The sequence below is a fragment of the Corynebacterium sp. genome, from assembly GCF_030532195.1.
Classification (GTDB): domain Bacteria; phylum Actinomycetota; class Actinomycetes; order Mycobacteriales; family Mycobacteriaceae; genus Corynebacterium.
In genome coordinates this window covers 95,305-118,341 of record NZ_JAUNLP010000007.1, presented here as the reverse complement: position 1 = coordinate 118,341, position 23,037 = coordinate 95,305, and the positions used below count along the sequence as shown (strand labels likewise).

The following is a 23,037-nucleotide window of genomic DNA, read 5'->3' as shown; positions in this document are numbered from 1 at the left end:
CTATTGACACCACCGGCTACCACCCCAACTAGTGGGGATAGGCGCAAAATACGTCGTAAAGCAGCAAAATTTATATCTTTTTGAGTGGCCGTTGACACACTCCTCGGCGGGTGAATGTGATTGTCCACCCGCCTTCCACCCCAGCGAATAACTATCTGCACGAAAATATTTTTAAAAACGTGACAGAAAACAGCGCTACCAGTATTGTCTAAATTTAGTAATTCACGTCACACTTCAAGAACTTTGAAGGGAACAATCACATGGCAGCTCAGGCCAACAAGAACTCTCTGCGCCGCGCAGTCGTCGTCGGCGGTAACCGAATTCCGTTCGCTCGTTCTAATAAGGAATACTCCAATGAGTCGAACCAGGACATGCTGACCGCCGCTATCGACGGCCTTGTAGCCCGCTTCGGTATCGCTGGCGAGCGTCTCGGCGCAGTCTCCGCTGGTGCCGTGCTGAAGCACTCCCGTGACTTTAACCTCACCCGTGAATCCGTCCTCGGCTCCGCACTGGCTCCGGACACCCCGGCCTTCGACATCCAGATGGCATGCGCCACCGGCATGGAGGCCCTCAACTCCGTGTCCAACATGATTAAGCTCGGCCAGATTGACTCTGCCATCGCCGGTGGCGTTGACACCACCTCGGACGCGCCGATTGCCGTCAATGACCGCCTGCGCAAGATTCTGCTGGAAGCTACTCGCCAGAAGTCCACGCTCGACATGGCCAAGGTCTTCCTGAAGGTCCGCCCGGCTGACCTGGCTCCGGACGCACCGTCGACCGGCGAGCCGCGCACCGGCCTGTCCATGGGTGAGCACCAGGCCATCACCACCGCTAAGTGGGGCGTTACCCGCGAGGAACAGGACCAGCTGGCCGCCGCATCGCACCAGAACATGGCTCGCGCGTACGACGAGGGCTTCTTCTCCGACCTGGTCACCCCGTACAAGGGCGTTACCCGCGACACCAACATGCGCCCGGACTCCACCCCGGAGAAGCTGGCGAAGCTCAAGCCGGTCTTCGGCCGTGGCCTCGAAGCCGAGCCGACCATGACCGCTGGCAACTCCACCCCGCTTACCGACGGCGCCTCCGCAGTCCTGATCTCCACGCCGGAATGGGCCAAAGAGCGTGGTCTGCCAGTGCTTGCCGACGTTGTCGATTCCGAGGCAGCCGCTGTTGACTTTGTCCACGGCGAGGAGGGCCTGCTGATGGCTCCTGCATACGCCACCCCGCGCCTGCTAGCCCGCAACGGTTGGACCTTCGACGACTTCGATTTCTTCGAAATCCACGAGGCATTCGCCGGTACCGTCCTGTCCACCCTGAAGGCTTGGGAGGACGACGAGTTCTGCCGCACCAAGCTGGGCCTGGAGGGCCCGCTGGGCTCCGTCCCGCGCGAGAAGCTCAACGTCAAGGGATCTTCCCTTGCTGCCGGTCACCCATTCGCCGCAACCGGCGGTCGCATCACCGCAACGCTGGCCAAGATGCTGCGAGAGAAGGCCAACGAAACCGGCAAGACCACTCGCGGCCTGATTTCCGTCTGTGCTGCAGGCGGCCAGGGCGTCGTCGCAGTGCTCGAGGCACGCGTCTAGTAGCGCATCACCGAAAAAGACACATTTACTTACAAGGAGATTTTCCCTATGACCGATAAGTACCAGGAACTCGTCAACGGTGGTCCGCTCACTGGGCTGGCTAAGGCAGCCGGCCTGCCACAGCCGCCGTACCTGCGCCGCTACAAGCCGGGCGCTCCGCTGCTGAACAATGACAAGGTCCTCGTCACCGGTGAAGGTGCCGACGCCGACGCCATCGCAGACCAGCTCACCGAGTGGGGCCTGCAGGTTCGTCGTGGCAGCGCTGCCGATGACAAAATCGGCGCTATCATCCTGGTTCTCACCGAGGCTAAGCGTCCTGCCGAGCTGCAGGGTCCGGTTATGGCTGCCGCTAAGCACATGCGCCAGCTGGACAAGACCGGTCGTATCATTTCCATCTCCCGTGCGAAGGACTCCCACCACAACGCATCCGCAGCTGAAATTGCTGAAAACGCCGTTGCCGGTGGCGTCGAAGGCCTAATCCGCTCCCTCGGCCACGAAGTCCGCGGTGGCTCCACCGCCAACGGAGTCCTGGTTGCTCCGGGTGTTTCCGTCACCGCTCCGTCGGTCATCTCATCCCTGCACTTCTTCCTCTCGGGCCGTTCCGCATTCATCGACGGCCAATTCCTGCGCGTCACTTCCGACGCTGGTGAAATTCCGGCGGACTGGGACAAGCCACTGGCTGGCAAGGTTGCCGCTGTCACCGGTTCGGCTCGCGGCATCGGTGCTGCTATTGCGCGCCAGCTCAAGGCTGACGGCGCAGAGGTCATCGTCATCGACGTTCCGCAGGCTGGCGAGGCACTGTCCAAGGTCGCCAACGAGCTCGGTGGCCTGGCCCTCCAGCAGGACATCACAGCTGATGACGCCGGTAACAACATCGCCGATGCAGCAATCAAGCGCTATGGCCGCCTGGACATCGTCATCCACAATGCCGGTATCACCCGCGATAAGATGTTCGCCAACATGGATGACGCCAAGTGGGGTTCGGTCATCGCCGTCAACATTGAGTCCCAGCTGAAGATGAACGAGCAACTGCTCAAGCACAAGGCTTTCCAGAAGGCTCCGCGAGTTGCCACCATGGCATCGACTTCCGGTATTGCCGGTAACCGCGGACAGACCAACTACGCCACTTCCAAGGCCGGCGTTATCGCAGTCGTCGAGGCTTACGCTGAGGAGTTCGCAAAGCGCGGTGGCAACATCAACGCTGTGGCTCCGGGCTTCATCGAGACCGACATGACCGCTGCTATTCCGTTCATGAACCGTCAGGTTGCTCGCCGCGTCAACTCTCTGCAGCAGGGTGGTCAGCCAGGCGACGTTGCTCAGGCCATTGCCTTCCTGGTTTCCGACCGCGCTCTCGGCGTCAACGGACACGTCCTGCGCGTCTGTGGCCAGAACATCGTCGGTGCCTAAGCAGAGCTAACGCTTTGCACCAGGAATTCCGACAAGGAGGAAAGAGGAAAACATATGGCTAAGACCCTGGATGCCATTCCCAATCTGCTTCCGCTCTACGCCAAGGCAGCCGCAGGTTCGGCCAAAAAGCGCCCGACCTCGATTGACATCAAGGTCGATGAGCTGGCAGTCCGTGGTGTGACCGTTGACGCTGACCGCGACCAGGATTTCCGTGATGTAGTCGGCGCCGCGAAGTCCGAGTACGCCTTCTTCGGCCACATCCACGCGCTGATTATGCCTATTCAGATGGAACTGATGGCCGCGGATGACTTTCCGCTGCCAATGATGGGCTTGGTTCACACCGAGAACACGTACCGCGAGCTCTCCCCCATCACTCTCGGCGGAAAGGTCGACATCACGGTTAAGGCCGCGGCTTTCCGCGCACACCGCTCGGGTACTGAAGTTGTGCTCGCTTCGACCGTGACCTCGTCCGAGTCCGGCGCCACCCTGGTCGAGGAAGAATCGGTTTACCTTGCAAAGGGTGTCCGACTGAAGGAAGCTGAGGGCTTCGAAGAAGTCCAGGCTAAGCGTGAGGCCATCAAGTCCGGCGCTGAGACCATCAAGCGCGAGCCGTTCAAGGTTCCGTTCCCAACTGCTCAGTGGAAGCTGGCTGGTAACACCGGCCGCAAGTGGGCGAAGGTTTCGGGTGACTGGAACCCAATCCACATCACCTCGGTTTCCGCTAAAGCTCTGGGAATGCCGTCTGCCATCGCGCACGGCATGTACACCGCTTCCCGCGCTCTGGCAGAGTCGGATTTGCTACCGGGTCAGCCCTACGAGTTCAAGATCTCTTTCGGCGCCCCAGTTGTACTGCCGACCACCATCAATGTCGCACTGACTCGCGGCGCTGATACTCCAGGTGCCATTGACATCGTCGCCTGGGATCGCAAGAAGAAGCGCCCGCACTTCAACGGCACCGTACGTCCATTGAAGTAAGACACGATGAAGTAGCAAATACGCTTTTATTACGCCTTTTCAGGTAGCTAAAAGCTGTCAATTAAAAGACCGCGTCAGAGGTGACGCGGTCTTTTTCGTTCCAGCGCAAATTGCCTCTGCCATACACAGTTATTGCGAGTTATAATAAGAGTGCCGACAAGGTATCGGCATTCTGCACGGAAAGGGTCAGATTTCAAATGGATATGGATGTTGAGACTCTCCAGCTGAACAAGCTCACTGAAATTGAAAATCTCCTTGGTGAACTGGACGGAAAAGCTGACAAGGTGATTGCCGCATTGACCGAATTGATTGAACTCGAGCGCAAGAAGGATGCATAAGGCGCACAGTATTTGTGCACTTCGCATTACCTGTAGAAACAAGGACCGGTTGAAAAGTTTTCAACCGGCCCTTGTGCATGTCTATTAAATGTTAGTCACGAGCATTCCGAATCCGCCCGTAATTGGCCACACGCATTAGAGGTGTGCAAATTTCGCAATCGGGATTGTCTCCATGGTGACGTCGTCAAGCGCGTCAGCGTCGGGTGTCAATGCGTTCGTGAGCATCACTATGAACGCGCCGACGATTTCCGCGGCCCGCAACGGAAAAATTCGGCCGTTGATAAATCCGTCGGAGCTGGCCGTGAGAGCAAAGTTACCGGTCGCGGGGAACGCTTGTCTTTGAGATGACGTCGAAAGCCCGCAACTCATCGCACCAGTCAGTCCTAATGAGCTTGGACTTTACACCATTGATTGACACGTCATCAATCTTGCGTTGTAATACTCTACGAACTCAACTGATATGGAAATAAAGGACTAATTACATGAGCAGCACTCAGCTGGATGATCAGCAGGACAAGATTCGCCTCGGCCTCATCGTCGGCACGACCCGCCCAGGCCGCCTCAGCGCACCTATCAGCCAGTGGCTACTCACGCACCTGGAAAACGATGGCCGCTTCGACGTCACCGTCCTCGATCTTGCTGAAATCAATCTGCCGCTTTTCGACGAACCCCATCACCCTCGCCTGCAGCGCTACGAGCATGACCACACCAAGGCCTGGTCACAGCAGGTTGCCGCCCAGGATGCGTTTATTTTTATGACTGCCGAGTACAACCACTCCATCCCGGCATCGCTGAAAAATGCCATCGACTATCTATCCGTCGAGTGGGGCAACAAGCCCGCGAGCATCGTCAGTTATGGCGGCATTTCCGCAGGTATTCGCGCCGCCGAGCACCTGCAATCAGTGCTTGGCGCGTTGGGTATGAAGATCACGCCCAATGCCGTGACCATTCCGTTCCACTTCCAGCGCATCGATGAGGCCGGCTTCCACGCCACCGACATCGAAAACCAATCCGCCACCAACGCCCTCAACGACCTCGCTGAATGGGACCGCACGCTGCGCCCTCTGCGAGGTTAAGTTCCCGACATTAGGCTTAATCGACATGACGCTTTCTATCTCGTCCGTAATTGCGCTTAACGACGATCCCCGCGCCGCTGCGCGGTTTTACGCCGTTGCTTTCAACTCCACAATCAAGTCCAACTCCACCGAACTCAACATCGGTGGCATGGACTTCGAGCTCATTGAGGATGCGGAACGTCAGCTGACTCCGGCAGTGTCCTTCATGGTGCGGTTTGCCCCGGGCCAGGAAAATCAGCTGCGCAGCCTGTGGGAGCACCTGATGGGCGGTGACGATGCCATCGGTAACGGTGGTGCACTCATGCCACTGACTGGCTACGACTTCTCACCGCTGTTTGGCTGGATGGCCGACGGCAATGGTGTCAATTGGCAGATGATGATTGACCCGTCGCTTGGCGGCAGCGCCGATGGCGGCGCAGGCGACAAGGCCGCTGGTGATAAGGCCACTGGCCCCAGCGTTATCCCCTACTTCATGTGGACCGGCGATGAGCCGCAGGCACAGGCCGCAACCGAGGTGTACAACACCCTGTTCGGAGCAGGTAACTTCATGACTCTGGATTCTCCTGGCATGCACAAGTTCACCTTCGGTGATGGTGTCGCCATGCATCTAGCTGCCGATTCTGATCAGGAGCTGGACAGTGCCCGCGAAGCGCTGGGCCTCACCGACGCTGAGGTAGCTGAGGGCGCTGGGGCCGTCGTCAAGCCTCAGCCCGACCGATTCGGCGTGTACTGGACGTTGTAGCGTCTACTCGGCGTTAAACGCCCACAGCACGCCGAACGGATCCTTGACCTGGCCGTAATGCGAACCCCACGGTGCTTTAGCAAATGGCATCGCCTGCGTGGCACCGGCGGCGAGGAACTTGTTAATCAAGTCTTCAGCTTCAGCGACACTGCTGCACTGAATCATGAACGAGTAGACCTCGTTGTCCAGCCCAGGCAATTGTTCGCCGATGCCATCGCCGCCTGTGATGCGCAGCCAACCGGCATCGAGAAGGCCGTGCGCCAGCGCGTCCTTCGGCGGCGTAAACGGAAAGGGATTGGGCTGGCCGTCCGCGACTTCAGGGTAATCCTGAAGATGCAGTTCCCCGCCGAAGATGGACTGGTAATACGTCAGCGCTTCGCGTCCATTACCGGGAAAAGATATGTATGGGAAGAATTCTGTTGCCATGCCATCAATCTTAAACGCTAGCGAGACTGACGGCTCACCGCGATAATCACGCCCACAATCACCGCTAGAAATATTGCTCCGATGGACAGCCACAGCATGTTGATGTCCTCAAAGAAGGAGCCGATATCGCTGGCCTGGTTGGTTTCAGCGTCCTTGGCATCGTCGGTCTTGTCTGCCTGGTTCGCGGGTTTTTCCTGGGCACTTGTGGAGGACTTTTCGCTCGGTGTCCTGTGCGTGACTTGGCCAAAGGCTGGCCCAGGAATCTTCTCCCCTGCCAACTCGGTGGTGAGCTGGTAGGTAATCGGCACGTTTTGGTCCTCGGAGACATCCCGAGATTCACCAGCTCCCCAGCTGTCATTGAAGAACACAACGATGTACTGCTCACCATCGAGCCAGGCTTTTCGGGCATTGTAATCGTCTGGGAGATCGTCATCCTCAGTGGCGAGGTTTCGGTAATTAATGCGGGCTGCGTTGCCGAAAGTTGTCTCCTCTCCAATCAAATGCTCGTTTACCGACCGGTTTTCATCCTCACCTGCGACTTGGCGTGCCGAGTTCAGCGTCGTGATATCCAGCCCAGAGACATTGCCCAACTCCAAGTCCTCTGGCACGTCGAGGAGTTTGACCGCGCCACGGAGCTGCTGCCCATAATCGGATTTGATCTTGTAAACATGCGTCTCACCAGGAACGATGTCTGCCGTGACACTGTCGATGCCGTCGGCGGAGAGCTCCGTGGCATCATCGAACCACGTACCTGGGGTTACCTTCTTGGCATCCTCCGGCTTCGGCGTGGCTGGTGGAGTGTCCAGGCTTTTGTCATCAGATGAGAAAGCCTCCGGCACACCTTCCAGGTCTTCCTGCGCAAAGCGCTTGATCGTTACGTCTGTCGGGATTTCTTTGCCCTTAAAGGGGCCGCCTTCGCGCGTTACTGAGAACACCAGCTCACCTGGTTTGCAGTTGCCCTTGGCCTGCTTGGTTGTAATCGATGCGAAGAAGGGACCGTTGGCGTCGAGAATGCCGTTGCCGAAATCATTGGTGAGGAAGCAATTGGCATCGTCCAAGTGAATTTCCAGACTGAAATTGCCCACATCGGCGTCCATCAGGGTCGATCCGGATGTGGCACCCGGCACTGTTGCGGCACTGACGGTGACCCGTTCACCTGCGGCATACGGAACTGAGAAATACTCGGCGCCGTCTCCTTCGAGGTTGTTGATGCTGCGCTGATCTTCCGGTACCTTTTCGCGCAACTTGGTCGAGAACGTTTCCACGTCGGCAGGCACCTGCGTGGCGCTTGTCGGTGAGTCGCCGCCTTGGATTTCTGCCGCACTGGTTTGTGCCGTGCGCGCAGTGCGAGTAGCCAGTGTCTTCATGGAATCTGCCAGCGAATCGGAATCCTGGGCATCCAGGTACTGGCCACCTCCGGCTTCTGCGATGCACTGCAGTTCGGCGCGCGCTGCTGGGTCCACCAGGAAACCAACAGTGTTGATAACCAGGTCAATGCCCTGTTGCTTGAGTTCCTTGGCCACCTCGCACACCGGCGGTGGTGCACATGTGTCCTCACCGTCGGAGACCAGCACGATTGAGCGCGGACCTTCCTTCGGCAGCTCTTCGGCAGCCTGACGCAGCGCCGGGCCCATTGGGGTATGACCGGAGGCCTGCACCTTGTCTACTTCACCGGGAATCTTCCCCGCATTCCCGGCACCGACAGGGAGCAACGTGGTGATGTCTTGGCAACCAGCCTCTCGCTCCTCCGGAGAATTTCCAACCTCGGTGCCGTAGGCCATGAGTCCCACCGAGGACTCCTCTGCCACAGTGCCAGCGAACTTACTCGTAGCGGCCTTCGCTGCATCCATACGGGTTTGGCCACCCGCATCGTCGGCAAGCATCGACCCTGACGCGTCCAAGATCACCATGGTTGGCGGGATTGTGCTCGCAGCCTCCTGCGCCTGCGCACGCCCTGCGGTGAGTCCCACAAATGAGCATGCGAGAGTCAGCAGCATGGAGATGGTGAGCACGACCGCGGACAATTCTCTTCTGAAATTCATGTGGTCGGTTCCTTTTCATCCAGCTTAAAAGGAACTTAACATGACAAAAGTATGGCCGCAGTGGAAGCGCAGAAACCACTTAGCACTGCAATCAGCGCTTCACCCAATACCCTTAGCGCAGATGCGCTAATCCTGCCGCTCAGTGTGCTTCGAGCCACGCGGCAATATCGGCGTAGACCTCATCCTTATTCAGCTCATTGAGAATCTCATGCCGCGCATCCGGGTAGACCTTGAAACGCACATCCGTCTTGCCCGCGTTCAGGTACTTGCCCACAACCTCGGCCACACAGGCAGTACCACCCGCCGGATCAACCGCACCGGAGACCACGAAAAGTGGCAGCTCATCCGGCGCTTTCTCATACGCTTCAGGTGTGTTGACGTAGTGCGTGCCGACGAGAAGGTCGCGGAAAAAGGCATTGGTGGGAACAAAACCACACTTGTCGTCGGCGATATAGGCATCGACGACCTTATGGTCCCGAGAGAGCCAATCAAAGTTTGTGCGGTGTTCAAAGCCCTTGTTGAAATCGGCGAAGCTCAACGTGTTGAGCAGCTTGCCCGGCGCGGTGGGACGGAACTTGGCCAGCAACTGTGCAATCTTCAGCCCCGCATCCCCCTTAGCACCCGGCCCCGGCACGGTACCCATAATGATGGCACCTGCCAGCCCCTCGCCATACTTGGCAATGTAATTGCGGGTTAGAAGTGACCCCATGGAATGGCCCAGCATGAAGTGCCTGCTGCCGGCGAATTCCCTATCGACGAGCTGACGAACCGCATGCAGGTCCTCGAGAATAAGGTTCCAGCCGCCGTAGTCTGCGAAGAAACCCTGAATGCCCGCGTCGGTCTTCGTCAATCCGTGGCCACGGTGGTCATGCGCAACAACGGCGTAGCCCTGAGAGACCAGGTACTCCGCAAAGTGCGCGTAGCGGTTGGCGTATTCGGCCATCCCGTGAACAATCTGAACCACGCCCTTTGGCGTGACAGGTGCGCCCTTGTCATTTTCCGGGGCCCAGCGCAGCACGTTTAACGTTGCTCCTGGTCGAGAAAGCGAAGTCCTAACAGCCGAATTCACGTCGCGCACCTTTCGCGTAAGAGGTTTCGATACCTAATGCTCATCGTACCGACTAATCTGGCTGCTCACGGGCACTTTCACCAACAAGCTGAGAAAACCCTGCCGCATCCGCGACAGGGTTTTTAATGAGTGCGAGAAGTTTCCAGGTGCGAGAAGTTACAGAATCTCGCCCGGCTTGTAGGCTGCGGCCTCTGGGTACTTATCCACGACGGCCTGGACTCGCGCAACAACGCGGTCCACCTGGGATTCCGCGGCACCGATGAAGGCGTGGCGGTTGGCAAGGGCGTCGGCAAGCCCTGCGGCGTCCAGCGGGAAGCGGTCGTCGGCGGCGAGACGCTCGGTGAGATTCTGCTCCGCGCCCTTTTCGCGCATGTCCAGCGCGGTGGCAACGGCGTGCTCCTTGATGATCTCGTGTGCTTCCTCGCGGCCCATACCAGCGCGAACAGCGGCCATGAGGATCTTGGTGGAAGCCAGGAATGGCAGGTAGCGCTCCAGCTCGCGGTCAATCATGGCCGGGAATGCGCCGAACTCGGACAGGACGGTGAGGAAGGTTTCAAACATGCCGTCCATGGCAAAGAAGGCATCCGGCAGTGCGACGCGGCGCACGACAGAGCAAGAGACGTCGCCCTCGTTCCACTGAGTACCGGCGTACTCGGAGATCATGGTCATGTAACCGCGCAGAATGACCTGGAAGCCGTGGACACGCTCACAGGAGCGAGCGTTCATCTTGTGCGGCATGGCGGAAGAACCAACCTGGCCTTCCTTGAAGCCCTCGGTGACGGTCTCATTGCCGGCCATCAGGCGAATAGTGGTTGCCAGCGAAGCCGGACCGGCACCGAGCTCCACCAACGCAGACAGTGCGTCGAAGTCAAGGGTGCGCGGGTAGACCTGGCCGACAGAGTCAAAGACGCGGTCGAAGCCGAGGCCTTCTGCGATTTCCTTTTCCAACGATGCCAGTGCGGCCTCGTCGCCGTCGAGGAGGTCAAGCATGTCCTGCGCGGTGCCCATCGGGCCCTTGATGCCGCGCAGCGGGTAGCGGGAAATGAGGTCTTCCACGCGCTCAATGCCCAAGAGCATTTCGTCGGCAGCAGAAGCGAAACGCTTGCCCAGAGTGGTTGCCTGCGCGGCAACATTGTGGGAACGACCAGCCATGACCAGCGACTGGTACTCCGCAGCCTTCTCAGCGGTGCGAGCGGCAACCGCGACAGCCTTATCGCGCACGACCTTCAGCGACTGCAGGATCTGCAGCTGCTCCACGTTTTCGGTCAGGTCACGCGAGGTCATGCCCTTGTGAATGTGCTCAGTGCCAGCCAGGGCGCAGAACTCTTCAATGCGGGCCTTCACATCGTGGCGGGTAATGCGCTCACGAGCGGCGATGGAGTCGAGGTCAACCTGGTCGACGACCTTTTCGTAGGCCTCAATCGTGCCTTCCGGAACCTCAATTCCGCGGGCAACCTGAGCCTTCAAGACGGCAATCCACAGCTTGCGCTCGAGGATGATCTTGTACTCGGGGCTCCACAACTCAGCCAGAGTTGCAGAGGCGTATCGGTTTGCAAGGACGTTTGCGATCTTCTTTTTCTCAGCCACGCCTTCAAGTATTCCATGACCTTCGCGGACACGGTTACCTAGGCCATGGTTGACCACGCATTTCTTCCACGCCCTCATTGAACTTGCGCATCAATCGCACGAACTCCGCCAGCTCTTCATCAGGCCAGGACTGCGTAATCTCATCGACTGTGCCCACGCGCGCTTCGATCTCCCGGTACAGCAGCTGAAGTCCCTGCTCCGTCGCATGATGCACTTTCGCGCTTGACGACGGCGCGGACTCCCTCGCAATCAACCCCTGCCGCATGGCGGCGGCCAATTGGCGGTGCACCGTGGAGATATCAAGGCCCAGCGCATCGGAAAGCTCAGCGACAGTCATGTCCGGCTGTGATTCAAGTCGTGCGAGAAGTGCAGCAGCCGAGCGATCCAGGATGATGTCTTGGCGATGCGGGCGATATCCGCTCGAGCTGACCCTGGAGAGAAGCATGTTTTCAAATACGAGCGCTGCTAAATCATCTTTGCGCACGGTGCGAGTCAATCCTTTTTAGCTTGTCTAGCGAGTTCTGTAGGCGAGTTCTGTTTTGATGCTGCAGTTGAAACCGTTGTCAACCGTTGACTGTTAATTCTATCTCGTCACCGTCTGGGTGGGGCTTGGCGGCTATCTTTTGCACAATACAAACGATTTGCTACGATTCGACCCCTATCAGCCTTTTTGCATGATACAAATTTCTAGGAAGTCGATTTTTCAGGACTTTCTTCCGCGAAGACCCGACCTACGATCCAATCGAGAGCGAGTTCATAACTTCAGCATGACAACAGAAACAACGACAAAGAAGAAATCCTCCACGAAGGCGGAAAACTCTGGCGCAGCCCCCAAGCAGGACAAGCTGTTTTCTGGCGCCTTTATCCTCAGCTGGCTGATTAACTTCAGCATGTACCTGGTGTTCTACCTGCTCATCACGGTCATGGCGCTCTATGCAGTCGAGCGCTTTTCCGCTTCGGATGCCGCCGGTGGCTTTGCCGCCAGCTCCTTTGTCGTCGGCGCCACTGTCGCTCGCCTGTTTTCTGGTTACTTGGTCGACACCTTCGGTGGTCGCAAGATTATGCTCGGCTCACTGGCGGTCATTGCCGCTGCCTGCGCCGCATACATGTGGTCCGCTTCCCTGCCAATGCTCATTGCAGTCCGCGTCATTCACGGCCTGACCTACGCCTTCGCCTCCACCGCCGTGATGGCGACGGCACAAAAGGCCATTCCATCCTCCCGCCGCGCCGAAGGCACCGGCTACATTTCCCTGGGCACTACGCTGGCCACAGCGATTGGTCCTGCACTCGGCCTGGCACTGATTGGCTCTGTTGGATACGGCATTCTCTTTGGCACCTCGCTGGGCCTGTCAATTGTCGGCCTGGTGCTGGCACTGGTTCTGCCGCAGTCCACCAAGCCTGTGCAGGAAGAACTTGAAGAAAAGGCGACCGAGGACTCGTCGTCAAGCGAGACCAAGCGCGCGTTTTCCATCAGTGACATCGTGACCCCGAACGTCGTGCCGATTGGCCTGTTTATGCTGCTGGTGGGCCTGGCATATGCGGGCGTGATTACGTTTTTGAACCGCTACTCGCAGCTCAATGGTCTAACCAAGGGCGCTAGCTTCTTCTTCATCGCCTAAGCCGTCGCCATGATGGCGGCACGTTTCTTCCTGGGTCGTCTGCAGGATCGCCGTGGGGATAATCCGGTGATCGCCATCGGCCTGGTGTGCTTCACCATCTCGCTGCTTGTCCTTGCCGTCGCCACCGCGGACTGGCACGTGATTGCCGCCGGCGCGCTGTGCGGTCTCGGCTACGGCACGCTAATGCCGGCCTGCCAGACCATTTCCGTACACCTTGCACCAGCACACAAGCTCGGCACCGGGATCTCGACGCTGCTGCTGCTTGTCGACGCAGGTATCGGCCTTGGCCCCATTGTGCTGGGCTCGATTGCCTCCACGATGGGCTTCGACAAGATGTACGCGGGCCTTGCCGTTGTTGTGGTTCTGTCGGCTGTTTTCTACTGGTTCGTCCACGGCAACAAGCCGGTTGCCCGCCGTCACCATGTGGAAATGAAGAGCTAAATTCGATTCAGATTAGTGGGACACCTTCACCTCGGCAATAATCTCTGAAATTGCCCCTGGATATGTAGCGTGGCAAACACCGATAAGTACTATGTGTCCCGCGTCACCTATAATTTCGTTCATGTCTGAATCTTCTGAACCACAGAGCATGATTTCAATCGCCGGGGTGAATAAATACTTCGGCGATTACCACGCCCTGCGGGATATCAATCTGGAAATCCCAGCCGGCCAGGTCGTTGTCATTCTGGGCCCATCCGGCTCGGGTAAGTCCACTCTGTGCCGCACTATTAACCGCCTCGAAACCATCGATAGCGGTGAAATTCGTATTAACGGCAAGCTGCTGCCGGAAGAGGGCAAGGAACTCACTCGCCTGCGCGCTGAGGTGGGCATGGTCTTCCAGCAGTTTAATCTGTTTAGCCACATGACCATTCGGGACAATGTCACGCTGGCTCCCGTCAAGGTTCGCAAGCTACCCAAGGCCGAGGCTCGCGAGCGCGCGGAGAAGTTGCTCGACCGCGTCGGCATCGCTGCACAGGCCGATAAGTACCCGGCACAGCTCTCCGGCGGTCAGCAGCAGCGCGTCGCGATTGCACGCGCCCTGGCTATGGATCCGAAGGTCATGCTTTTCGACGAGCCGACCTCGGCGCTCGACCCGGAAATGATTAATGAGGTCCTCGATGTCATGACCGACCTGGCCAAGGGCGGCATGACCATGGTCTGTGTCACCCACGAGATGAGCTTCGCCCGCCGCGTGGCTGACCGCATCCTGTTTATGGCCGACGGTGCCATCATCGAAGACACTGCCCCAGAGACCTTCTTCACCAACCCGCAGAGTGATCGCGCCAAGGACTTCCTGGCGAAGATCGTCGGGCACTAGGCGGGGCGTGACACCATGAAGTTTTCACTGTTTAAAGGGGCCCGCCTTAAAGGGGCTCACTGTGGCTATAGCGGTCGCACCGACCGCAGCAGCCGCAGCGGTCGCATCGGCAAACGCGTGACGGCTGCTGTCATCGCCGTTGCCACGACGGTGAGCCTCGCCGCCTGCGGTAGCAGCGGACCACGAAACCTGCTGGCAGATATTCAGGCAGGTCACGTCACTCTCGGCACCAAATTCGATCAGCCGGGTCTCGGTGAGCGCACTCCGGACCGCGAGTTCGTGGGTGTCGACAACGACGTCTCCCGCTACGTCATCAAGTACATCGCCGATAAGAACGGTTGGGATGTACCTGAGATGGAGTGGCGTGAAACCCCGTCCGCCCAGCGTGAGACGCTGATCAACAATGGCGAGGTCAACATGATCGCCGCGACCTACTCCATCAACTCCGGTCGCCTCGCAGCCGTCGACTTCGCCGGCCCGTACCTGGTCACGCACCAGGCGCTGTTGGTCCGCGGTTCCATGGGCATCGAGGGGCTTGACGACGTCGCCCCGGGCACTCGGCTTTGCTCTGTTTCCGGTTCCACTCCAGCGCAAAAGGTTAAGGAAGCACTACCTGAGGTGCAGTTGCAGGAGTTCGATACCTACGCCGCCTGCGCGGAAGGTGTCAAGCAGGGTGTGGTCGATGCGTTGACCACTGACGCAACCATTCTCGCGGGCTTTGCACAGCGCTACAAGGAACGCTTTGGCGATGACTTCCGCGTGGTTGAACTGCGCAATCCAGATGGTTCGTACTGGACTAATGAGTACTACGGCATCGGTCTTCCCAAGGGCGACGATGCCAGCCGTGAGGCAATCAATGAGGCCCTGGAGGAGCTCTATGACTCCGGGGAGTTTGAAAAGATCGTCGAAAAGCACCTGGGCGACAAGTTTGAACTCGGCGACAAGCCGAATATCGGTGACCTGTCGTTCGTCGAGAAGAAATAGGAAGGAGGTCAACGCATTATGAATCCCGAACTCTGGGCAGAAATGGGCCCGCAACTATTGCCGGCTTTCTGGGTGACCATTAAGTTGACAGTCGCTTCTGCAATCGGTTCCCTACTCTTCGGCATTTTGCTCACTGCCATGCGCGTGAGCCCCGTAGGAATCCTGCGTACCCTGTCGGCCTGGTACATCAACATCGTCCGCAACACCCCGCTGACGCTCATTGTGCTTTTGGCCTCGATGGGTCTCTACTACAACCTGGGACTGCTGCTAGCTGCGGAGAATGACTCCTTCATTGTGAAGCAGAACTTCCGTCTGGCGGTGCTGGCGTTTGTCGCCTACACCTCGTGCTTTGTCGCCGAGTCACTGCGTGCCGGCATCAACACTGTGCCGTTTGGCCAGGCTGAGGCCGCGCGTTCGCTGGGACTTAGCTTCGGGCAGAGCTTCCGCCACATCATCTTCCCGCAGGCTTTCCGCGGCGCGATCGTGCCGCTGGGCAACACCCTGATTGCGCTGACGAAAAACACCACCATTGCCTCAGTGATTGGCGTTGCTGAAGCCTCGCTGCTGATGAAGACCATGACCGAGAACTACGCCAGCGACATCCTGGTGATCTTCGGCATTATCGCCGTCGGATTCATCATTCTTACCCTGCCGACCGGCCTGTTCTTCGGCTGGGCTGGTAAGCGTTGGGCGGTGAAGCGCTAATGGCTACTCGTGCAACAGTTCTCTACGATGCGCCCGGCCCAAAGGCACGTCGTTTCAACCAAACCCTGACATGGATTGTGGCTGCCATCGCAGTTGCAATTCTTGCGTGGGTGGGGTGGAAGCTGGCCGATAAGGGCCAGTTCGAGGCCAATAAGTGGTCCTTCTTCCTCGAGTCCACCACGTGGACAACCTACATTCTGCCGGGCCTGCTCAGCACCATTGTCGCTGCCGCAGTGTCAATTATTCTGGCACTGCTGATTGGCGCTCTCCTGGGTGTGGGCAGGCTGAACCCCATCGCACCGGTGCGCTGGATTTGCTCGGTGATTGTCGAGTTCTTCCGCGCTATCCCGGTGCTGGTGCTGATGCTGTTCGCCTACTCGGTGTTCGCCATCTGGCAGCTATTCCCGTCGAACTACCTCGGTTTTGCCGCCGTCGTGTTCGGTCTAACCATGTACAACGGCTCCGTAATCGCTGAGACGCTGCGCGCCGGCATTGAATCGCTGCCAAAGGGCCAGCGCGAAGCCGCAATTGCGCTGGGTCTCTCCCACCGCCAGACGATGGTCACAATTCTGCTGCCACAGGCTGTCGCCGCTATGCTGCCGGCGATTATCTCGCAGATGGTCATCGCTTTGAAGGACTCCGCACTGGGCTACATGATTGGCTACGTCGAGGTCGTCCGTTCCGGTCGCCAGCTTGGCGAGTACTACGGCGCCATGATCCCATCGCTCATCGTCGTCGCCATCATCCTCATCGCCATCAACTTCGGCCTGGCCAATCTTGCCGAGCGCATTGAGCGCCAGCTCCGCGCCGGTCGCGCCCGCCGCAACATCATTGCAAAGGTCCCACAACAGCCTGACGTCGGTGTCACCACCAAGGACCAGGCCAACGTGGACTGGCACGATGAGGACTACAAGGATCTGCGCGGTACCTACGAGTAAAACTCAGTTTCGGCACCGCGCCGACAACCGCTTTACGACGGGTACAGCGACGCCGCCCAGGGAAACTGCTTATGGTTTTCCCTGGGCAGCGTTTTCTATTTGTTTACTTGTGGTGACGGTTTCCGACCGTCCACGTGACTCCGCCTGCGGCGAGTGCCGAAACAATAATCAGCAGCACTAGCTCAGTAATGCCAATATTGCCTCCGATTAGCGCCACAACTGTTAGCGCGAGAAAACCAACGATTACGAAAACAAATAGAAATACTAGGCAAAGTACTAGCCTAGATTTCATTTATCGTCCTTGGATTCATCACCCAAATCAACATCGCCTTCCACCACGACATCGGACTGAATCACCAGACGGCCTTCTTCATCGTGGGTGTACTCCAGGCGTGGCAGCTCATTGCCTTCCTCGTCATAGCCCGGCGCGGGTGCGGCCTCATGCTTCTCCAGCTTCTCTGGGGTGTCGGTCTTGCTCCACTGGCGGGTGACCGGTTTGCGCACGGCCATATGGTCATCGCTCATACCCTTGACCAGGGAGTACATCATGATGAAGTGGAGGAAGAAGAAAGGCACACCAATAACAATCACCGCAGATTGCAGCGCTTCCAGTGCAGTTTCACCCGAGATCAGCAGCAGCGAGGCGGCTACGGCACCAATCATGATGCCCCACAGCACGCGGTAGAGAGTCGGTGTCTTGTTCTCTTCACCAGTGGACATCATGTCCATCACCATCGACGCGGAGTCAATGGAGGTGACAAAGAAGATCATGATTACCAACAGCGCGAAGACACTGACCAGCGTTGTCAGTGGGTACTGCTCCAGCAGGATAAATAGTGCCGGTGATGGATCGCCACCCTCGACAACAGGCTTAGTCAGAATACCTGGCTGCTCATTTTCCAGCTCAAAGCCCGCACGGCCGAAGATGGAGAACCACAGAATCGACACGATCGTCGGCAGCGCAATGACGCCGGCAATGAACTGGCGAACGGTGCGGCCACGAGAGATGCGAGCGACAAACATGCCCACAAACGGCGACCAACAAATGGTCCACGCCCAGTAGAAGACGGTCCAGGCACCCTGCTTCCACTCTGGGTTGACATCATAGGAATCCGTCCAGAACATGATGCGCGGCAACAAGTCCAGGTAGATACCAGCAGTATCAACGGTCTGGCGCAGCAACGTCAGGGTCGGCCCCATCAGCAGGACGAACACCATCAGACCCATTGCAGCCCAGATGTTGGCATTGGACAGGATTTTAATGCCCTTGTCCAAACCACGAGCCACAGAGATTGAAGCAATCACGATGATGATTGCAATGAGCACCAGCTGCACCATGGAGTTTTCCGGGGTACCCAGAACACGAGCAGCACCGGCATTAATCTGCATCGCACCCATACCCACCGATACCGCGATACCGGCAACGGTGCCGATGATGGCGACGGCGTCGATAAGCTTGCCCGGCCATGAGTAGATGCGTGTACCTAGCAGCGGCGCGAAGATTGACGAAACGCGTGGTGGGAGGTGGCGCTTATAAATGAAGTAGCCTAGTGCCAAACCCGGCAACGCCATGATTACCCACATGTGAATGCCCAGGTGGTAGATGGTAAAGCCCATCGCGGTGTTCTGTGCCTCGCGGGTCATGGGGTCGCCACCAAATGGTGGGTTGTAGGCGTGATTCAGTGGCTCTGCGACACCCCAGAACATGAGCATGGAGCCGGTACCGCCGGCGAAGAGCATGCCGAACCATTCGGCGATGGTGTATTCGGGTTCTTCGTCATCATCACCCAGCTGGATGCGCCCGTAGCGGGACACGAATAGACCAATGAGGAAGATGAAGCTTGCCGACACACCACCGATGAACAGCCATCCCAGGTTGGAAGTCACCCAGTCGGAGGCCGTGGCGTAGGCATCGCGGGCTTTGTCGCCAAGCACGATAGTCACTGCGACGAAGACGACAATGAAGCCTATCGACGTCAGGAAGATCAGTGGATCCGTCGGTAGCTTCTTTAAAGCTCTGCGCGGACCACTTTCTTGCGTGTTTGCTTCTGGCGTTTGTGTAGATCCCATAGCAGGGACAGCGCCTTTCGTTTCTAGATCGTCTACCTCAGTTACGAGGCAGCCCAGGAGTTCACCTCCCAAGACATGTATCTACGTTACAAAAGGGCGCTAACTGTCGTATGGGTTTACACCGTTTCGTTACCGATGGTTCGCTCAAACTGAAAATATAACTTTTCTTCGAGTTCATACTCGCTTCATAAGGAGTAAATTTCTACTCCCTAACGTTTGGTTCCATGCAGCTTTCCCGTCGTCGCGCTCTCCGTTTGGGCGCCTCCACAGCACTTGCCACCTCAGCCGCACTAGCTCATCCATCTGCGGCTCCAGCATTGGTTACACCGGGCTCGCCATCGTTGTCATCTCCGGGATTGCTCCGTAAGCGCCCTCAACTCACCCATGGTGTAGCAAGTGGCGACATCCGTGGCGATGGCGCATTGATTTGGGCACGCTCTGACCGGCCCGCCCGCATGGTAGTTGAAACTGCAGCTACTGAGAATTTCCACAATGCAAAAGTCTTTCGCAGCAACGCTCCGCTGACACCGGCCACTGACGGTACCGGACGCCTCCGCGTCGTCGGACTCGAGCCTGGCCAGGAAATCTTCTATCGTGTCACTCTCGAGGATGCCGACACTGGAATTTGTTCTGATCCTGTTATTGGCACTTTCCGCACCGCTCCTTCTCGAGCCTCCAACATCCGCTTACACTGGTCCGGTGATGTCGCAGGTCAAGGTTGGGGCATCAACAATGTAATCGGCGGCTTCACCGGCTTTTCCACCATGCTGGAGCGCAATCCCGACTTATTCATCCACTCCGGCGATACCTGCTACGCCGATGGCCCGATGGAGGAATCCGTCACGCTTTCCGACGGCACTGTGTGGCACAACCTGGTCACTCCGGCCAAGTCGAAAGTGGCCGAGACTCTGGAAGAATACCGTGGTCAGTATTCCTACAACCTCATGGATAGCAACTATCTAGCCTTCAACGCGCGAGTGCCACAGCTTGTGCAGTGGGACGACCACGAGACGGTCAACAACTGGTACCCCAACGAAGTTCTCGACGACGATCGCTACTCCGTCCGAGATGTCAATACACTCGCCAAGCGCGCTTACCAGGCTTTCCACGAGTGGCAGCCGATTGATGAGCAAATGGCCGTAGACGGTCGTGTTTACCGCAAGGTGTCCTACGGGCCTCTACTGGACATCTTCATCTTGGATATGCGCAGCTACAAGGGCGAAAACACATCTAACAACCCGCGTTCGGCCACTGCGGAACCAATTCTTGGTGAGAAGCAGACGAATTGGTTGATTGACTCACTCAAGGAGTCCCGTGCCACGTGGAAAATTGTCGCCAACGACCTTCCACTGGGCATCATCGTCCCAGATGGCGACAACGGCGACCAGGAGAGTGTGTCTAATGGGGCTAACGGCGCGCCTGCCGGCCGCGAGCGTGAAATCGCACGTGTCCTCAGCGCCATTAAGAATGTCGCCAACGTCGTTTGGCTCACTGCCGACGTTCACTACACCGCCGCTCATCACTACAGCCCCGAGCGCGCTCAGTTCACTGATTTCGCACCATTTTGGGAGTTTGTCTCCGGGCCGCTCCACGCAGGTGCTTTCGGACCTAATGAGATGGATTCAACCTTCGGCCCAAAGGTCGAGTACGTGCACGCGCCGGGCAAGGACAACGCCAACGCGGATCCAACTCAGGATTTTCAGCACTTCGGCGAGGTCGACATCGACGGCGATTCACGTGAAATGACCGTCCGTCTGCTTACCACCCGCGGCACCGAGCTATGGTCGACGACTCTGGAGCCGCAAGCATAAGTACGGAGTCCGTCACACACTACTCAAAGTCAGCCCGCTTTACGACGGTTCCCAGCCCCGCCGCCTGCCAGGCGACAATGCCACCCTCCAGGTTGATTAGCTCGGGCTTGGCGTTGTTTTTCGCTTCCGCCTTGACCTCGCCCTCAGCCTCACCATCAGTGTTCTCACTGTTCAGTAACTCAATCGCCTGCTGCGACCTCGCTCCGGAATGGCAGTGAACGATGACTTGCTCTGCACCGTCGACCTTGGCCAGCGCCTCATTGACTGCAGCCCAACCGCGGCTGCGAATCTCACCGAGTGGCACCAGCACTGATCCGGCGATGGCGGCCTGCTCGTGTTCCTCCGGCTCACGCACATCCAGCACCGTCGCGCCGTGGGAGATCAACTCCGCGACCGCATGCGGGCCAACGCTGCGTACACTCGGCTCCGAGACAGCATCGTCCTCCGACCAAGACGCTGCGCACACCTGCGCCATCTCGGTCAGGTCGGTGACGGGTTCGCGCTCCGGGTCGGCGGCAAATGACAGCGACCGAGTGGTGGCCTCCAGGGCGTCGATAAGCACAAGCTTGCCCACAGCGACGTTGCCGACGCCGGTGAGCACCTTGATTGCCTCGACGACCATCATCGAACCGACCTGGCCGACCATCGCGCCGAGGACTCCGCCGGCCGCGCACGAGGGCACGGAGCCGGGGTCGGGAATGTCGGGGTAGAGATCGCGGAGCATGGGGCCACGACCTGGCCAGAAGACGGACAATTGCCCGACAAATTGCAGAATTGTGGCCCAGACCAGCGGCGTTCCGGTCAGCTCGGCGGCATCGGAGGACAGGTAGCGAGTGGCGAAGTTGTCCGCGCCGTCAAGCACCACATCATGGTCGGCGAAGAGCTCAAGCGCATTGTCGACGCTGAGCCTGCCGACGATTGCCGTGACCGAGGCCTCCGAGTCGAGCCGACGCACCGCATCGGCGGCGGACTCGGCCTTGGGGCGCCCAATATCGGACTCACGGTGGATGACCTGGCGCTGCAGGTTGGACTCATCAACCACGTCATCGTCAATGATGGTGATGTGGCCGACCCCCGCGGCAGCCAGGTACAGCAGCGCGGGCGAGCCCAGTCCACCTGCCCCGACGACCAGCACGCGGGAGCGTCGCAGCGCCTGCTGCGCTGGCGCACCAAAGCCAGGCAAAGTTAGGTGACGCGCGTACCTGCGCAGGTCACGATCACTCAATGCGCTGCCGTGATCTGCCATTACAGCGAATCCTGCTCGCGGGAGCCGCTGACGCGCTCAGTGATGATACCTTCGAATGAGGAGCTGGCCTGTGCCAGACGACGCCGCGGAATCCGCCCCGACTCGCGAGCAGCAAGCCCCGCCTCAACACCCAGCCGCATAGCGGTGGCCATGCCCACTGGGTTGTGGGCGCGCGTCACAGCAGAGGCCAGCAGCACCGCATCGCAACCGAGCTCCATAGCCTGTGCCGCCTCGGAGGCGGTACCAATACCGGCATCGAGAATGATGGGCACATTCGCACGGTCAACGATGAGCTCAATGTTGTGCGGATTGAGAATGCCGAGACCTGTGCCAATTGGCGAGCCCGCGGGCATGACTGCCGCACAGCCGACATCTTCCAAGCGCTTGGCCAGCGCTGGGTCATCATTGGTGTAGGCGAAGACCACGAAATCATCGCCCACCAGCTGTTCCGCGGCATCGACAAGCTCGACAGGATCAGGCAGCAGCGTGTCCTCGTCGGCGATAACCTCCAGCTTGATCAGGTTGGTCTCCAGGGCCTCGCGGGCGAGCTGTGCGGTCAGCACCGCATCCCGAGCCGTATAGCAGCCGGCCGTATTCGGCAGCGCAGCAATATTATTACGCTGCAGAATCTCAAAAACGCTCTGCTTCGTCCCCGGAGTAAAGCGGCGCATGGCCACCGTAGTCAGCTCAGCGCCAGAGGCCACCAGCGCGCGCTCCAGCGTATCCATGCTGGTCGCGCCGCCAGTTCCCATAATCAGGCGCGAGGTCAGCTCCAGCCCGCCAATGCGCAGCGGCTCACGCGCCATCCCGACAGCGCCCTTAGCCGAATCCTCATTCACGGTTTGCTTCTCAGTCATGTCCTTAACCTCCCTGAACTGCAGTCACAATCTCGATATCGCCCACGGCCGGCGTGACGCTCCACTTCGCACGTGGGATCACCGCACTGTCGACGGCCACCGCAATGCCCAACCGAGTTCCGTCCGCAGCGGTGCCGTCGTCGTTAAGCGCATGTCCCGTGTGCTTTTCGACGAGCCTTGCGACCGTCTCTTCCGGTTCTGGTGAGTAGCTTGTTCCGTTAAGTGTCGTTTCGGTCATGTCAGT

General features: G+C 58.5%; 20 protein-coding genes and 1 pseudogene. 12 read left to right on the top strand and 9 right to left on the bottom strand.

From position 1 onward, the window contains the following. Positions 1-260: 260 nt before the first annotated feature. From Q4E11_RS08780 to Q4E11_RS08755, 6 genes are all read left to right on the top strand, one after another. Positions 261-1,583 carry an acetyl-CoA C-acetyltransferase gene (locus tag Q4E11_RS08780; protein ID WP_303165253.1) on the top strand — a complete coding sequence of 441 codons (1,323 nt, stop codon included), beginning with the start codon at positions 261-263 and terminating at the stop codon, positions 1,581-1,583. Between the two features lie 48 nt (positions 1,584-1,631). Then, a complete protein-coding gene (locus Q4E11_RS08775; protein ID WP_303165252.1) occupies positions 1,632-2,990 on the top strand; it encodes a 3-oxoacyl-ACP reductase in 1,359 nt (452 codons plus the stop codon). Between the two features lie 54 nt (positions 2,991-3,044). Next, positions 3,045-3,965, top strand: a complete 921-nt coding sequence (locus Q4E11_RS08770) for a MaoC/PaaZ C-terminal domain-containing protein (RefSeq protein WP_303165251.1) — start codon at positions 3,045-3,047, stop codon at positions 3,963-3,965. A gap of 197 nt (positions 3,966-4,162) precedes the next feature. Then, positions 4,163-4,303 (top strand): hypothetical protein, encoded by a 141-nt coding sequence (locus Q4E11_RS08765; protein WP_303165249.1) that lies wholly within the window; start codon positions 4,163-4,165, stop codon positions 4,301-4,303. A 482-nt stretch (positions 4,304-4,785) separates the two neighbouring features. After that, positions 4,786-5,379, top strand: a complete 594-nt coding sequence (locus tag Q4E11_RS08760; RefSeq protein WP_303165248.1) for an NADPH-dependent FMN reductase — start codon at positions 4,786-4,788, stop codon at positions 5,377-5,379. Between the two features lie 25 nt (positions 5,380-5,404). Continuing rightward, the gene (locus tag Q4E11_RS08755; RefSeq protein WP_303165247.1) at positions 5,405-6,121 is read left to right on the top strand and encodes a hypothetical protein; all 717 of its coding nucleotides are present in this window, start codon (positions 5,405-5,407) and stop codon (positions 6,119-6,121) included. A 3-nt stretch (positions 6,122-6,124) separates the two neighbouring features. Here Q4E11_RS08755 and Q4E11_RS08750 read toward each other — a convergent pair whose 3' ends face one another. The 5 genes from Q4E11_RS08750 to Q4E11_RS08730 all read right to left on the bottom strand — a co-directional run bounded on the left by Q4E11_RS08750 (position 6,125) and on the right by Q4E11_RS08730 (position 11,729). Beyond that, positions 6,125-6,547: a VOC family protein gene (locus tag Q4E11_RS08750; protein ID WP_303165245.1), complete on the bottom strand. Its 423-nt coding sequence runs from the start codon at positions 6,545-6,547 to the stop codon at positions 6,125-6,127. 17 nt (positions 6,548-6,564) lie between these two features. Next, positions 6,565-8,589: a VWA domain-containing protein gene (locus tag Q4E11_RS08745; protein WP_303165244.1), complete on the bottom strand. Its 2,025-nt coding sequence runs from the start codon at positions 8,587-8,589 to the stop codon at positions 6,565-6,567. A gap of 139 nt (positions 8,590-8,728) precedes the next feature. Then, positions 8,729-9,607, bottom strand: coding sequence for an alpha/beta fold hydrolase (locus Q4E11_RS08740; RefSeq protein WP_303165243.1), 879 nt, complete (start codon positions 9,605-9,607; stop codon positions 8,729-8,731). Between the two features lie 207 nt (positions 9,608-9,814). Beyond that, positions 9,815-11,245: an adenylosuccinate lyase gene (purB, locus tag Q4E11_RS08735; protein ID WP_303165242.1), complete on the bottom strand. Its 1,431-nt coding sequence runs from the start codon at positions 11,243-11,245 to the stop codon at positions 9,815-9,817. Between the two features lie 34 nt (positions 11,246-11,279). After that, entirely contained in the window at positions 11,280-11,729 is a 450-nt protein-coding gene (locus Q4E11_RS08730) for a MarR family winged helix-turn-helix transcriptional regulator (protein ID WP_303165241.1), read from the bottom strand. A gap of 283 nt (positions 11,730-12,012) precedes the next feature. On the opposite strand from Q4E11_RS08730, the pseudogene Q4E11_RS08725 reads away from it, so the two are divergent. The 5 genes and pseudogenes from Q4E11_RS08725 (at position 12,013) to Q4E11_RS08705 (ending at position 16,809) form a co-directional block, all read left to right on the top strand. Then, a pseudogene (locus Q4E11_RS08725) lies at positions 12,013-13,305 on the top strand (MFS transporter). A gap of 148 nt (positions 13,306-13,453) precedes the next feature. Beyond that, a complete protein-coding gene (locus Q4E11_RS08720) occupies positions 13,454-14,182 on the top strand; it encodes an amino acid ABC transporter ATP-binding protein (protein ID WP_303165287.1) in 729 nt (242 codons plus the stop codon). 15 nt (positions 14,183-14,197) lie between these two features. Next, positions 14,198-15,166, top strand: coding sequence for a glutamate ABC transporter substrate-binding protein (locus Q4E11_RS08715; RefSeq protein WP_303165240.1), 969 nt, complete (start codon positions 14,198-14,200; stop codon positions 15,164-15,166). 18 nt (positions 15,167-15,184) lie between these two features. Continuing rightward, positions 15,185-15,871 (top strand): amino acid ABC transporter permease, encoded by a 687-nt coding sequence (locus Q4E11_RS08710; RefSeq protein ID WP_303165239.1) that lies wholly within the window; start codon positions 15,185-15,187, stop codon positions 15,869-15,871. Continuing rightward, on the top strand, positions 15,871-16,809 hold the full coding sequence (locus Q4E11_RS08705; protein ID WP_303165238.1) for an amino acid ABC transporter permease: 939 nt from the start codon (positions 15,871-15,873) through the stop codon (positions 16,807-16,809). Before Q4E11_RS08710 ends, Q4E11_RS08705 begins: the two co-directional genes overlap by 1 nt. A 288-nt stretch (positions 16,810-17,097) precedes the next feature. On the opposite strand, the gene Q4E11_RS08700 is transcribed toward Q4E11_RS08705, so the two are convergent. Then, positions 17,098-18,879, bottom strand: a complete 1,782-nt coding sequence (locus Q4E11_RS08700; protein ID WP_303165237.1) for a BCCT family transporter — start codon at positions 18,877-18,879, stop codon at positions 17,098-17,100. 224 nt (positions 18,880-19,103) lie between these two features. On the opposite strand from Q4E11_RS08700, the gene Q4E11_RS08695 reads away from it, so the two are divergent. Then, positions 19,104-20,690 (top strand): alkaline phosphatase, encoded by a 1,587-nt coding sequence (locus Q4E11_RS08695; protein WP_303165236.1) that lies wholly within the window; start codon positions 19,104-19,106, stop codon positions 20,688-20,690. A gap of 19 nt (positions 20,691-20,709) precedes the next feature. Here Q4E11_RS08695 and Q4E11_RS08690 read toward each other — a convergent pair whose 3' ends face one another. Genes Q4E11_RS08690 through Q4E11_RS08680 form a run of 3 tightly spaced genes read right to left on the bottom strand, consistent with a single transcriptional unit; the run spans position 20,710 to position 23,031 of the window. Continuing rightward, a complete protein-coding gene (locus tag Q4E11_RS08690) occupies positions 20,710-21,936 on the bottom strand; it encodes a ThiF family adenylyltransferase (protein ID WP_303165235.1) in 1,227 nt (408 codons plus the stop codon). Next, on the bottom strand, positions 21,936-22,742 hold the full coding sequence (locus Q4E11_RS08685; protein ID WP_303165286.1) for a thiazole synthase: 807 nt from the start codon (positions 22,740-22,742) through the stop codon (positions 21,936-21,938). The genes Q4E11_RS08690 and Q4E11_RS08685 overlap by 1 nt, the downstream gene beginning before the upstream one ends. Before the next feature lie 55 nt (positions 22,743-22,797). Continuing rightward, complete coding sequence (locus Q4E11_RS08680) at positions 22,798-23,031, bottom strand: thiamine biosynthesis protein ThiS (protein WP_303165234.1); 234 nt, start codon at positions 23,029-23,031, stop codon at positions 22,798-22,800. Positions 23,032-23,037: the final 6 nt, after the last annotated feature.

Bases quoted from the DNA above. Each gene is read 5' to 3' on its own strand.
- Q4E11_RS08695 (WP_303165236.1), top strand. From the start codon at position 19,104: ATGCAGCTTTCCCGTCGTCGCGCTCTCCGTTTGGGCGCCTCCACAGCA.
- Q4E11_RS08715 (WP_303165240.1), top strand. From the start codon at position 14,198: ATGAAGTTTTCACTGTTTAAAGGGGCCCGCCTTAAAGGGGCTCACTGT.
- Q4E11_RS08760 (WP_303165248.1), top strand. From the start codon at position 4,786: ATGAGCAGCACTCAGCTGGATGATCAGCAGGACAAGATTCGCCTCGGC.
- Q4E11_RS08745 (WP_303165244.1), bottom strand. From the start codon at position 8,589: ATGAATTTCAGAAGAGAATTGTCCGCGGTCGTGCTCACCATCTCCATG.
- Q4E11_RS08765 (WP_303165249.1), top strand. From the start codon at position 4,163: ATGGATATGGATGTTGAGACTCTCCAGCTGAACAAGCTCACTGAAATT.
- Q4E11_RS08690 (WP_303165235.1), bottom strand. From the start codon at position 21,936: ATGGCAGATCACGGCAGCGCATTGAGTGATCGTGACCTGCGCAGGTAC.
- Q4E11_RS08780 (WP_303165253.1), top strand. From the start codon at position 261: ATGGCAGCTCAGGCCAACAAGAACTCTCTGCGCCGCGCAGTCGTCGTC.
- Q4E11_RS08770 (WP_303165251.1), top strand. From the start codon at position 3,045: ATGGCTAAGACCCTGGATGCCATTCCCAATCTGCTTCCGCTCTACGCC.
- Q4E11_RS08720 (WP_303165287.1), top strand. From the start codon at position 13,454: ATGATTTCAATCGCCGGGGTGAATAAATACTTCGGCGATTACCACGCC.
- Q4E11_RS08750 (WP_303165245.1), bottom strand. From the start codon at position 6,547: ATGGCAACAGAATTCTTCCCATACATATCTTTTCCCGGTAATGGACGC.
- Q4E11_RS08705 (WP_303165238.1), top strand. From the start codon at position 15,871: ATGGCTACTCGTGCAACAGTTCTCTACGATGCGCCCGGCCCAAAGGCA.
- Q4E11_RS08775 (WP_303165252.1), top strand. From the start codon at position 1,632: ATGACCGATAAGTACCAGGAACTCGTCAACGGTGGTCCGCTCACTGGG.
- Q4E11_RS08710 (WP_303165239.1), top strand. From the start codon at position 15,185: ATGAATCCCGAACTCTGGGCAGAAATGGGCCCGCAACTATTGCCGGCT.
- Q4E11_RS08700 (WP_303165237.1), bottom strand. From the start codon at position 18,879: ATGGGATCTACACAAACGCCAGAAGCAAACACGCAAGAAAGTGGTCCG.
- Q4E11_RS08755 (WP_303165247.1), top strand. From the start codon at position 5,405: ATGACGCTTTCTATCTCGTCCGTAATTGCGCTTAACGACGATCCCCGC.
- Q4E11_RS08680 (WP_303165234.1), bottom strand. From the start codon at position 23,031: ATGACCGAAACGACACTTAACGGAACAAGCTACTCACCAGAACCGGAA.
- Q4E11_RS08685 (WP_303165286.1), bottom strand. From the start codon at position 22,742: ATGGCGCGTGAGCCGCTGCGCATTGGCGGGCTGGAGCTGACCTCGCGC.